Raw genomic sequence first — 12,551 nt, forward strand, 5'->3', positions numbered from 1 at the left:
CTGCAGCCTGGACCTGATCGACTCCGGCGGGGTGCTGGCCGACCACTGACGCCTGGACGCGGCGGCCCGCTCGGTGGCCGAGGAGCACGTTCATATGTACGGCGGCGTCGCCGTCAAAAGCTGGGACCGGCCTCAGCTCCGGAGGAAATGCCAGAGCGGCATCGCGATCCAGGGGTAGGGAAAGGCCACCCGGCCGGCGATCGGGTTCGGTTCGTGCGCCAGGTAGAACAATGCGCAGGCCGGCCAGGTGGGCAGGAGCACCACCACCAGCGGCAGCAGCCCGAGGGAAAACGTCGCCAGAGCGAAGGCCAGATAGACGAAAGTCGCAATAGAACCGACCGCCCCGACACATGCGCACGCCGTGGCGCTGCCCTCGGTGCGGGCGAAGAACCAGCGACGGACGGCCCGGTAGCGACGTGCGGCGGTGACGCTGCCGGTGACCAGCAGGAATACAGGCATCTGCAGGACAGCCGCCGGATACCGCTGGAGCTGTAAAAGGCCACCCACGCCGTAGATGATCGCGAACACGACGGCAGCCACGACGCCGACCGAGGCTGCCCAGCGTAGCCGCCGATCCTCGAACGGTCCGGCGTCGAATCGGTCGGCACCGCCGAGCGCCACAATGACCATCAGCTTGAGCCGGTCCTCGACCGGAATCAGTTCGATGGCGCCCGGGGTCGTCGCCAGCCGCCCGGCCGCGCGCTCCACGGCGAAGCCGGTGCCGGAAACCAGTTCCTCGGTGAAGTTCGTCGCGGCGGCCTGCGCCGACAACGCGTCGGACAGATCACTCCAGGCCTCGCGGATTCCGATCTTCTGGAGCAGTTCACCGGTCTCGTGCCGTAACTCCGCCGACACGAGTTCCGGCCGGTGCTGCAGCCCGGCATCGATGTGGCGCAACGTCTGGATGGCGTTGCCGACGGCACGGTTCATGGCCTCCGAGTTAACGAAACCGTCCGTCGAGGTGAGTTTGGCATTGATGGTGGCGACGAGGGCTCGGGCCTCGTCGACGAGGCGGGTGACCGTCGGGGAGTCGGCGACTCGCAACACCAGCACCAGGGAGGCGGCCGAAGCGAACGTGAGCGGGTCCGGCAACCGGATCGCGTCGGGGTCCCGCAACAGACGTCGCGCCAATAGATAGATGATGATCGAGTAATGTCGAAACTGGATCGGTTCCGTCTCGTCACCGTCGATGAGCTGAGCCCGGCGCAACCGGGACGAGAACCCGTCGGGGATTCCGCTCACCTCGCGGTGAACGGTCGCGAGGTCGGCCGCCATCGACGGCGTCTCGGCGAGAAGCAGGGCAAGGCGCTCAAGCATGGCGTCGTCCTCACCGCCCAAGGCCGAGCCGATCGCCCGGAGCCGGCGATCGACGAGCTCGGTCATCAGCGGATAAAGCTCCCGGGATGGTTCCGCTCCCGGCCGTGGCGGCGTGCTCAGGAGGAGGTCGAGCCAGCCTGGACTGGTCAGGTACGGCCGGAAGCTCTTGTCCGTGCTCCATCTCGGCAACGCCTCGGCGAGTTCGGGGTCAGAGGCCAGGAATCGCCTTTGCATCCCATAGCTGAGCGGCGCGAGTTCGAGGACGGCGACACCCTCACCGGGTGAATACGAGCGGGATGTCAGCACCACCTTGGCGCGTTTGCGGCCGGCGGCAAGGAAGTCCTGCACCTCGCCGAGGAGCCGATCGGGGTCGATGACGGTGGCGGCGCGGTCGAAGTCGTCGCAGAGGAACAACCAGGCCATCCTGCCGCCCGGACGCCACGCGTCCAGCAGCCGTACGCGAAGTTCTTCGTCCGTGGTCATCGTTTGCGCGAGATACTCGCGGAGCCGCCGAACCGGCTGCGCCACGTAGGCCGCCAGGTCGACGTACACCGGCGTCACGGGTCGTCGCTGCCGGCCCCAACGTCGGCGGCCCGGCAGGCATTCGGTCGCGGTCTGCGCCAGGACCGCTGTCTTGCCGGCGCCAGCAGCGCCCGTGAGCAGCAGAATCCGCTCGCCCTTGAGTAGGCGCGTTCGGCGCAACAGGGTCGCCACGGCCGCGTTCCCGTCGGTCAGATGCAGGTCGACGTACGCGCGGACGCTTGCCCGACGCTTCAGCAGTTCCAGGTTGCGCTGGATCGGGACGCGAAGGCTCGCATGTAGTTCCCGTGGTGGAACGGAGGATGCGTCGACTGGGCTGACCGCAACCCACCAGGCCGCCAGCGCGCCGAGAACGACCCCGGCGAAAAGCACCTCCCAGGGATGTTCACGCACGATACTCATGCCCGGCACCGCGGGCGCGGCGTCTTCGGTGACCACATTCTGCGACAGGCCCACCAGTACGCCAGCGAACACGGTGAAGAAGATGAACACGAACAGCCGCAGCTTGCCCCGAGTCGACACCATCCGATTTAAGACCGGGTCGCCGTCGATGTACACCCGCGTGGTTTGCGGCCAATCCTCGGACCTTCTGCTGGTAGCCGTCACGACGGCGAGAGGCGGTCATGCCTCCGGTTCGACCGCGGACAGGGAGCGGCACCGTGACCGCGAAGGACGTGACGAAGCGCTGCAGCGAGCCGACGAGCCGTTGTGCACACCGGCGGCCCGATGCCTCGGATGAACGCGATCGTGGAGCGCTGGGTCCGAACCTGCCGGCATCACCGCGCGCTACCGACGCCTAATACGGGCTGAGCCACTCGCAGTGGCATGCATGTCGGCCCAGCACGGCGAAACCAAGATGCTCTCCTTCATGCGGATGGTGCTACGCGAGGACGCCGACCTCAAAGACACCGCCTGAAAAGCGTTCGGCCGAACGTTCACGCAGGTCGACAAGACCTGCGCCACCTGGATCCGCCAACAGATATAGACGCCAAACGCCCAGAGTGTGACTGATTGTGCGGCACGCGGGGATGATCCGACATCAGCGAAAGGGCTTGCGTGCAGTGGCGTACGACCGGACCGGGTATCAGCCGGCTGTGTCGTCCTCATCGCTGATCAGCGCCGGCCGCCGCCACGGACCGCCACCAGCTCGCCGCCACCGTCGCGGTGGTCAGCGCCGTTCCCGCGGTCGGCGTGGACCTGCGCTGGACGTCGCAGTAAGCCTGCCGCCAATCGTCACGCGGGGAGGCGCGCCAGGCCGCCGCCTTGACCGCCTCAGCAATCCTTCGCCGACCGGCTGGGCGGAAGAGCACGGCCGGCTCCTCGAACGATGCGGCCTGCACGCCCTGGTTCCTGTGCGCGAGACCGTCGATCCCGAGTGCGGCTCGGGTATCCCTTCAGATTCGCCGGCGCCCCACCGACTCGCCCGGCACCCCTCACCACCCGCGAACGCACTCTGGTGGCGTTGGCACAGCACGCAGCATTGGCCGGGCAGCGCGAAATCGTCGTATGGCCGAGGCCGAAGATCGACTGCTGGACGAGCACGGGCGCTACGATGCTCGGCGCACCGTCGGCAGAGGAGGGACGTCATCGGCCGCGTTGACGACTTTGTGGGACGAGGGGTCCGCCGGCTGATCGGTGTGGACGAGCGAGTCCTGGACGAAGTGCCCCACGAGCGGGTGCGCCTGACTGCCCAGGGCTTTTTGCTGGTCGGATCGGCGCTGTTCGGCGCCTTCTCGATGGCGGCTGTGGTCTCGATGGTGGTGTCCTCCTGGTGGGCGGCAGCCCTCATGGTGGCGGTCTGGGCGCTCTTCATCCTGTCCCTCGACCGGTTAGTTCTGCTGGCGCCGGGCGAAGAGCGACTGTGGCCACGGCTGAGAAAACAACTTCCTCGGGTTGCGATCGCGGTCATGACCAGCGTTCTGTTGGCCGAGCCCCTGGTGTTGCGGATATTCGAAATCCCGATCGACGAGCAGCTGCGCCTGCAGGGCGCGGAGCCCTCACTGCTGAACCGCCTCGCGGCCCTCGACCAACTGGCCGACCAGAGCGCGTATGCCGCCCTGACGATTTGGCTGCTGCGACTGCTGCTCATTGCGATCTCGCTGATGCCGGTGCTGGTTCGCCTGTTGTCCGGGCCCACGCCGTACGACGGGATGCTGGCCGCCATCCGGCTGGCGCGCACCACCGCACTCAACCGGTCTCCCGCCCTGGTAGCCGAGCGGCTTGCCACCAACGCGCCGGCGGAGCACACGTGACCGCTCCGCGACGGGAGCCGCGGTTCACCCCGTGGGCCATCTCGATGCTCACCGTCGTGGTGCTGCCGGTGGTCACCAACATGGCCACCGATGCCCTGCCCGAGCGCATCCGGGCGGCGAAGCCGGTGATCCTGATCGGCGCCATCTGTCTCGGTGTGTTGGTCACCTGGCTCAGCCTGCGGCAGCGACCCGGCGCCGAGCCGCCCGGCGTAGCCCTGGATCCGGACGCCGACCGGGACGGCCCGGGACCGACCTGGAACATCTCACCGCCCAGCCGGCAGTTCCTCGGGAGGGCGGACGAGCTGCGGACCGTACGGCGCAAGCTCGCCGGGATGGCGCGGCCCGCGGTGGTGTTGCACGGCATACCTGGTATCGGCAAGACCCAGCTTGCCCGGGCGTACGCGCACGACGCTCGGGCGGGCACCGAGATCGGCTGGTGGATCGCGGCTGACGATCGGCTCGCGGTGGTGGCCGGGCTGGCCCTGCTCGGCCGTCGGCTGCAAATTCGCGCCACAGATCAGGAGCGGGCCGCGGCCGAGACCGTGGATCTCCTCGGCCAGCGCGACGGCTGGCTGCTGATCTATGACAACGCTGTGTCGGAAAAGGACCTTGTCGGGCTGATCCCCTCGTCCGCTACCGGGCGCGTCATCATCACCTCCCGCAATCCCGCTTTTGAGCGGATCGCGGTGCCGGTGCCGGTTACCCCGTTCCCTCGCAACCGTTCCGCGCGGTTCCTGGTCGAACGAACCGGTTCCCGGGACGTGGTCGCGGCCGAGGAGATCGCCGAGATGCTGGGCGACCTCCCGCTGGCCCTGGAACAGGCGGCGTCTTACTGCCATCTGACCGGGGTCGGGCTGGCCGAGTACGTCCGCCGACTTCGCAGCGACCGGGCTCGCATGTTGCGCGAGGGGGGTCCCCCGGATCGCCTGCCGGTCGAGGGAACGCTCCGGCTGGCCGTCCGGCAGGTGGCCGGTCGCAACCCGGCGTCGGTGCAACTGGTACGCCTGCTGGCGTTCCTGGCGCCGAGCGCCGGCGTGCCCCGCGGCTGGATCGCGGCCGCGGCCGATCAGCTGCCGCGGGCCTTGGCGGTGGCCGTCGGTGACCCGATCAAGCTGGACGCCACGATCGGCGTACTCCGGCAGACGGCGCTGGTGACCACCGACGCCGAGCATGACCAGCTCTGGATGCACGCGCTGACCGGCGACACCATCCGCGACCACCTTGGCACCGGTTGGTGGCTGCGGCGGATCATCCGGAACGCCCGGATCTTCGGCGATCCGCGTACCCCGGACAGGTCCCTGGCCTGGCAGCCCGCCGACTGGGTCCACGCGGCGCTCGGCGTCGTCGCGGCGGCACTTCCCCCGAATGTTGAGGACCCGGCCGCCTGGCCGGTGATGGCGGGGATCGTCCCGCATGCCGCAGCGGTCCTTGCGCACGCGGACCAATACGGCGTGACCGTACCGGCCTCGGCGACTCTGCGTAATGCCGTGGCCCGGCACTTGCTGCGCAGCGGCGAGTACTCGGCCGGTCTGGACATGATGCGCGCCGCCCATGCCGAGGCGGAGGTGGTCTTCGGGCCGCTCAGCCCGTACACGCTCGCGTTCCGGCAGGACCTGGCCGGCGCGCTGCGCGAGGTCGGCGTGCACGCTGAGGCCGAGAAGCTGCTGGTTCGGGTGGCGGAACAGGCGCAGAAGATTTTCGGCGCCGGGCACCCGAACGTGGCCACGGCGATCAATGACCTCGGCGTAGTCTGCCGGGACCAGGGACGCTTCGGGGTCGCCCGTAAGTACTACGAAGACGCAGCGGCAATTCTGATGGCGGCCGGCCGGTCGGCGACGGTCGAAGGGCTGCCGCCGATGCTGAACCTGGCGGAGCTTGATCTGGAGGAGGGCGACGTCGCGAGTGCGGTAAGCCGGTATCGCGCCGCGCACCGGATTCAGGCCGACGAGCTGGGCGACGAGCACCCGCAGACGCTGGTGACCCTGAACAATCTGGCCGAGGTGGCGCGGGTCGCAGGCGACCTGGACCAGGCGCGGGAGCTGCATCGGCGGGTTCTCGATGACCGGCGCCGGGTGTTGGGCGCCGAGCATCCGGCGACCGCTCTGTCGATGAACAACCTGGCCGTCACACTGCAGGCGCAGGGGCATCTCGCGGAGGCCCGCGAGCTGCTGGCGGTCGCCTTGACGCAGTACGAGCGAGGGCTGGGCGGGCAACACGGCCGTACCCGGCAGATCGCCGCAAACCTGCGACGTGCCGCCGCGGTAGCGGAGCCCTGAACCAGCGATCCGCTATGTGCCCGTTCCTGTCTCCTCGCCTCGAGGCGGGAACTCAGGGGCCCGGGTACCGGGCCGAGTCGTGGTCAACGTCCCGGGTGTCCGTCGTCACGCCAGCTGTCGCCCAATTCTTTACGGGTGTCGGCCCACTACTGCCGCAGGTCGTCGAAGACCTCCTGCAGCGCCTGCCGGCCACCGGGGTCGCTTATTCCGGCGCCGATGGTCATTGCCGCATCCAGGAGCCATAGCACCGGTGCCGCTGCGACGGCCAGCAGGGCAAGCCACCAGGCGCCCGTCGCGGCATACGCGGTCATGAGGCTCACCTGGACGGCCACGGTGACCGCGCCTGCGTAGGCGGCTCGTCCCATCAGCGGCGGCATGACTGCAGACATCGCCACGGAGTCCGCCCTGCTGGCATCAGGACCAGCGGCATGTAACCGGTGACCGCAACCGCACACAACCCGGCGAGCACCCGGCTGGGCAGCATCGCCGGCGTCCACCAGTTCGCGATGAGCGCTGCCGCCAGCGTGAGAGTCACCGCCCTGGCCAACCACCGTTTCAGGGTGGCCATCAGGTGCCGGATGGGCCAGGTCATCGCCATCGCGTTCGGCTCGGCGGGGCGTTCACGGGCAAGGCCGCCCAGCAAGCGTAGGGAGCGGCGGGTCCGGAGATGTTCAGCGTCGATCATGGCAAGGAGCCAGCGGGCGTCGTAGTCCTGCGGGTCGATGGCGAGCGCAGCGCGTACCGTCCGGCTGGCGTCGTCGTACTGACCAGAGCCGGTCCACGTTCGCTGCCATCACCAACGCGGGTACTGATCGAAGTTCCAGCGCCACAGCGTGGTCAGCAGCGACTCGGGCTTCGGGGTAGCGCTGCTCCATGACGAGGGCTTGCGCCAGGATCTGGTAACTGGACGACCGGTTCGGCGCCAGACGGACGGCTTGCTCCGCGGCGGCGAGCGCATTGTCGTTGCGCAACAGAGCCAGCAACGTCTCTGCATGCTCGATGTGCACGTGAGCTTGATGCGGATCGGCGGCGAGGCTGCTTCGCAGACTTCCAACGCTGCGATGGGCCGGCCCTGCCTGCGCAGCGTTGGTGTTCGACAGACCCGTCTCTGGTCACTGGCACGAAGGCAGAGCATGAATCCCACGAGCAGCAGCACCTCACCACAGTGCGGGCATGCCTCGTCCCGTCCGGCGCCAACCACGTTCGCCAGCATGGCCCGGCAGCCCTTCTGCGTCTGTGCCTGTCTATCTGGTGGTTCACGCCTGGCACTCTGCCGTTGCCTCACCGTGTGTGGCTCGCCGAGCCGGGGATCACCTCCCGGCAGGTGGTCCGATCACTGGCACGAACGAACTCATGGCGCTGTCGACAGCGGCCGGTAGCTGTGGCGGCGAACTCGTGTCGACTACTGCGAACGGCAATCCCCTAGCCGGTCATGAAGGCAGTACGTCGTAGCGACGCTGAAGTCCAATTGTTGCCACATGTCCTCCAGTAGCCGTATCGACGGACCAGCTCCCGTGAGCGAACCTTGTCGATGTGTCGAATGCAGTCATGATGCACGGTGCAAACCCGTGGGCGAGGACTCGTCTCGCGCGCTGGTCTATCGCGGGCGGCATCCTGCTCCTCACGATCGGGCTGTTCGCAGGGGGCCAACACGCTTCCTATGCCCTCATCAGTGGCTGCCTGGCTGGTCTGGCAGTCACTCCCATCTGGCGGCAGCGGCGGATGGCGCCCTATTGGATCGGCTGGAGCCTATGGGTGACGGTGATCTTCGTCGGCCAGGCCTGGCTTCGCTGGAGGGACCTGGACCCCCAGGACCCGTCATTCGCCCGTCAGCACATGGTCCTACTCGTCTACTGCATCGTCGGCGTCGTCGTTATCCCAGGCCTAGCGACCCGCTCATACCGATCGCTCGCGGGCTCGATGTGGGTGTGGACTGCAGCGGTCTCCACTCTCACGACCGCGGTCTACATGGTGGCCATCATCGCCTATACGGCTGCATTCTCCGAGCCGGCCGCTGGCCAGGTGGGAATGCATCCACTGCTCCTCGTGCTGGTTGCGGCCGCAGGGCATCTGGGCTCGCTGGCCGGCGGGCACGCATTGACGGTGACACGGGGGCGGACCGGGCCGGTCTTGCTGACCTTGGCACCCATGACGTCATACGCCGTCCTTGCGGCTGTGTTCGGCACACTGCCCGGCACCGGAATCGCGACGACGCTGTACCTGGTCGTGATATCCGTCGTGCTTGCCCTCGCGGCCATGTGCCTCGTCGGCTTCTGCGCGACGGTCTCACCAGGAACCGGGCGCCGGCGCCTTCGCGTCGCTGCTCAGACGGCCTGCTTGTGCTTGGCAGGAACCCTTCTGCTTTCCGTACTCGCGTATACGCATGTGGTAGTCGACAGCGGTGCTACTCCAGCGGAAGGGGAACCCGTCATGGTCAGCGTGCCGTTTGAGATGGAGGCGTACTACAGCGACGGCTACTGGCGCACGGCGGAGCGTTGGCGGCTTGACGAGGCGGCCCGGGCGAAACTGCGATCGTTCGTGGAGCAGGGGTGGGTAGGCGATCTTTCACCCTGGTCGAACGACGAGCCATACATGGCCCGGAACCTCACACTTGAGGAGACACTGGCAGCATTGCGCAAGGAAGACAGCGTGAGCGCCGTCAACGAAGTGCAAGAGGTGATGAGCGTCGACGACGCTACTGCCCGCTGCCTCGTTGCACTGTGTCCTGGCATCAGCAGGATTGTCGACGCCCTGGTCACCGATCAGGTCCGGAAAGCCCTCAAAGTCGAAGGTTGGGAACTGCAGGACGTGCTCGACGGTGACCCCAGGTTCAGTCGTTCCACGTACTACGCGAGCGACGTTCCTGTCTTCGGTGGACGGATCAACAGCTTCTCTATCGGGGGCATCACGCTGAGCGAGTTCAATTCGGCCTTTCTTCGCTTAACGCCTCGGGCCGGCGAGTCCCGCGCCACGATCCGGGCGCCCAAGGGGATGATCGTGGAGACCTACCCTGCTGCGTCCGGCATCGGTCCGACGCTGGCGGGTAAGCAGGAACAGTTCGTGGTGGACATCCCGGTGAGCGACAACGCCGGTGAGATCCGCGTTCGCACACTTTCCTGGGTCCTGCGCAGTGCACCTGGCCACCTACTGTACCGAGCGGGCCAGTGGCCGGCGTTTCCGTATCTCCTCGGCATCCTTGCGACCTTCGTCGTCTACCTCATGCGGGAACGTGTTCGCATCCACGTTGAAGGCCGCTACGCCAAACCTCGACAGACTATGCCGTCCGGTTGAGACGCCATCGGCGCCTCAGACTTCTGATCTAGATGTACGGTGTTTCGGCTAGTGGGATGGTCGGCGCAACCATGGCCGGATGGGTTCGGTCGGCTCCGTTGTTGGTGTATGGCAATCCTGACCTCGCCGAAAGCACGTCGGCAAAAGGCGCTGCACCCTTCGGTTAACCGCCCCAGTGGGCGAACTGGCCCAGGCTATGACATCGGTCGGATCGGTGCGGGTCAGCTGCCCGTGCAACGCCGGGCAGCAGCTCCAGGTTGCGAGCGCGGTCGATCGTCCAGAGCTGCGCAACGCGCGTTGCCTGCGCCGGGGGTAGGTCGCCGGTGATGAGGGTGGTGATTGACTAACGACAGCTCAACCGGAGCGCGAGCTCGTATGTCCCGTGGCGGCCTGGCCGCGCTTATTGCCGTGTCTCGCGTTGGGCGTCAGCAAGGTCATTCCTCGCACGTACGGTGTCTGGATGGTCAGGGCCAAGCACCCGGTCGTAGTCGGCTACGGTGCGGGTGTGGAGCTCGATGGCCTCGTGCTGTCGCCCCACCGCTTGGTAGGCGCCAGCGAGGTTGTTGCGAGTGAGAAGTGTGTCGGGGTGGTCCTGACCGAGCACTCGCTCACGGTCAGCCAGAGTAAGGCTGTAGAGCGCGATTGCCTCGTTCAGCCGGCCCGCGGCCTGGTATGAGAACGCGAGGTTGTTCTGTGTAAGGAGTGTGTCGGGGTGGTCAGAGCCGAGCACTCGCCTTCTGTCCGCCATCGTCTGGGTGAGTAACGCAATTGCTTCGTCTACCCGGCCTACTCCCCGATAGGCGCCGGCGAGGCCGTTGCGCGAGAAGAGCGTGTCAGGGTGGTCTCGGCCGAGGACCCGCTCTCGGTCGGCCAGGGTGTGGCTGTACACCGCGATTGCTTCCTCCAGCCGCCCAACGGCGCGGTAGGCGTACGCAAGGTTGTTGCGGGAGGTGAGGGTGTCGGGGTGATCTCGGCCGAGCACCTGTTCTCGGTCGGCCAGCGTCTGGCTGTGCAGCGCGATTGCCTCATTCAGCCGGCCCTTGGCACGGTAGGCCACAGCGAGATTGTTGCGAGAGGTCAACGTTTCCGGATGACGTGGTCCGAGTATCTGCTCTCGTTCGGCCAGCGTCTGGCTGTGCAGCGCGATTGCCTCATCTAGCTGCCCCACCGCGTGGTAGGCGGCGGCGAGGCTGTTACGCGAGTCCAGGGTGTGCAAATGAGATGGGCCTAGCAATCGCTGGCAGTCGGTGATCACCGTGGGCCCGATTGCAACACTGGTGGTCCAGTTGTGTGCGTTGTTGTTCATGGACAGCAGAATGCCAAGGGATCGTGCGACCACGGTCTGAGCGCTTCTTGTGGAAGCGTGTTGCCTCAACGCCATGGCGTGTTCGGCGCATTCACTGAGATCGCCTCGGTCCTGCCAGCGTCGGGAGGCGTGCCGAGCCGCGGCGTCGATGGCTTCCGCCGCCCTGATAACGGCTGCGTCGAGGCTACCGATCTGACGCGCTCGGTCGCGGACCACGCGTTGGATCAGGCGATGCACGATGGTCCGCTGTTGATCAAGTGTCGGCATTGTTAGGGAGCGTTGCGCGAGTACGGCGACTACCTCCACCGCGTCATTACTGCAGCCGCCCGATGGGCTGGCCAGGCGGTTGAGTAGAGCCGCCCCCACGCCGCTGGGCGCCAGGACAGCGAGCTGGTCAAGCAAAGAGCGGGCGCTACCGGCTGCATCGTCCGTAGCCAGATCGTCGAGGCCAACGACGATTGCTTCGGCGGCGCCGCGTGGATAGGGATCACCGGCTGGCCGATGCAGCATCTCACTGATGGGTACCTGATCCAGACGGAGAAGGTAGGACCGACAGTTGGCAAATCGACGGCCGTAGCCGATTACGGCGCCGGCTTGGGACAACGCCACGGGCAGGTAGCCCAGGTGTTCAGCAACGGCTCGCGTGCCAGCGTCGTCGACGATTCCGGTTCGCTCTCGCAGGTACGCCATTGCTTCAGCTGCGGTGAAAACGCCCACGTCGATGGTGACGCCCATATTCGCGAACTGCAGCTCTGTGGTAGTGATGACAGTCTGAACGGCACCGACTGTAGGGATGAACCGCCGGATCAGTTCGGGGTCGACTGCATTGTCATAGATCAGCAGGCACGGCCCCGGGTGCACCCGCAGCCAAGCCAATGCTTTGGCCGCCCCGTTGGCCGCGTCGGACGCTGGCTGGCGCACCCCGACTACCGCAGCCAGCTGGTCGAGTCCGGTCAATATCGAAAGCTCGTTGTCAGCCGGTACCCATGCCACGACCGGCCAGCCGTCCGTGGCCCGCTGCCGGGCGTAGGCCGCTGCGAGTTGTGTCTTGCCGATGCCGCGCTGACCGGTTACAGCGCATACCACCGCCGGCCGTCCGCTTGCTGCGAGCATCGCAAGGCGGTCCAGCAACTGGATGCGTTCCTGCCAAGCGACGGCCTCCATCGGAATGTCCCCCACCACCAACTGCGCTTGCACTATCGGCGGGTAGTGGCCCCCTTCCTCAGGCCGCGAAGGGGCTTCATCTGGCTGCGTCAGCTGAGCGGTTCCAAGTGCCTGCGAGGGCTGCTTACTTGTGGACGCGAACCCTGCGAGCGGTGCGAGGATAAGGGTGGCCGCCACCGTTGCAACACCGACTGCGGATTGAGTGTCCAACTGGGCCAGGTCAGCGAGCAGCCATGTCACGGCGAAGCCGAGCGCGGACATGCTCACGGCGAACCACCAGCGAATCGCGTGCATCAACCCTCCGCCTCACCATCGCGGTTCATTTACACGAAACCACATCTGCTGTGCGCATGGCATCGGTGAGCGCCGTGCCCGTTATGGGTGTTGTGGCTAGTCTGGCGACTT

The 12,551-nt window shown here is 66.8% G+C and carries 8 protein-coding genes; 3 read left to right on the forward strand and 5 right to left on the reverse strand.

Annotation, left to right across the window (positions count from 1 at the left end; translation table 11 throughout):
* Positions 1-132: 132 nt before the first annotated feature.
* A complete protein-coding gene (locus tag AC0NH5_RS30485; RefSeq protein ID WP_474410252.1) occupies positions 133-2,415 on the reverse strand; it encodes an NACHT domain-containing protein in 2,283 nt (760 codons plus the stop codon).
* 545 nt (positions 2,416-2,960) lie between these two features.
* Positions 2,961-3,197 carry a hypothetical protein gene (locus AC0NH5_RS30490; RefSeq protein ID WP_474410253.1) on the reverse strand — a complete coding sequence of 79 codons (237 nt, stop codon included), beginning with the start codon at positions 3,195-3,197 and terminating at the stop codon, positions 2,961-2,963.
* A 297-nt stretch (positions 3,198-3,494) separates the two neighbouring features.
* Between AC0NH5_RS30490 and AC0NH5_RS30495 the strand changes: the two genes are divergently transcribed.
* Positions 3,495-4,109, forward strand: coding sequence for a DUF4407 domain-containing protein (locus tag AC0NH5_RS30495; protein WP_474410254.1), 615 nt, complete (start codon positions 3,495-3,497; stop codon positions 4,107-4,109).
* Positions 4,106-6,385, forward strand: a complete 2,280-nt coding sequence (locus AC0NH5_RS30500) for a tetratricopeptide repeat protein (RefSeq protein ID WP_474410255.1) — start codon at positions 4,106-4,108, stop codon at positions 6,383-6,385. The genes AC0NH5_RS30495 and AC0NH5_RS30500 overlap by 4 nt, the downstream gene beginning before the upstream one ends.
* 146 nt (positions 6,386-6,531) lie before the next feature.
* On the opposite strand, the gene AC0NH5_RS30505 is transcribed toward AC0NH5_RS30500, so the two are convergent.
* Together AC0NH5_RS30505 and AC0NH5_RS30510 are read right to left on the reverse strand one after the other, a co-directional pair.
* Positions 6,532-6,696, reverse strand: coding sequence for a hypothetical protein (locus AC0NH5_RS30505; RefSeq protein WP_474410257.1), 165 nt, complete (start codon positions 6,694-6,696; stop codon positions 6,532-6,534).
* Between the two features lie 53 nt (positions 6,697-6,749).
* A complete protein-coding gene (locus AC0NH5_RS30510; protein ID WP_474410259.1) occupies positions 6,750-7,070 on the reverse strand; it encodes a hypothetical protein in 321 nt (106 codons plus the stop codon).
* Between the two features lie 848 nt (positions 7,071-7,918).
* Here AC0NH5_RS30510 and AC0NH5_RS30515 point away from each other — a divergent pair.
* Positions 7,919-9,676 carry a hypothetical protein gene (locus AC0NH5_RS30515; RefSeq protein WP_474410261.1) on the forward strand — a complete coding sequence of 586 codons (1,758 nt, stop codon included), beginning with the start codon at positions 7,919-7,921 and terminating at the stop codon, positions 9,674-9,676.
* Between the two features lie 400 nt (positions 9,677-10,076).
* Here AC0NH5_RS30515 and fxsT read toward each other — a convergent pair whose 3' ends face one another.
* A complete protein-coding gene (gene fxsT, locus AC0NH5_RS30520; protein ID WP_474410263.1) occupies positions 10,077-12,440 on the reverse strand; it encodes an FxSxx-COOH system tetratricopeptide repeat protein in 2,364 nt (787 codons plus the stop codon).
* Positions 12,441-12,551: the final 111 nt, after the last annotated feature.

The sequence above is a fragment of the Actinoplanes sp. 13 genome (assembly GCF_056134165.1).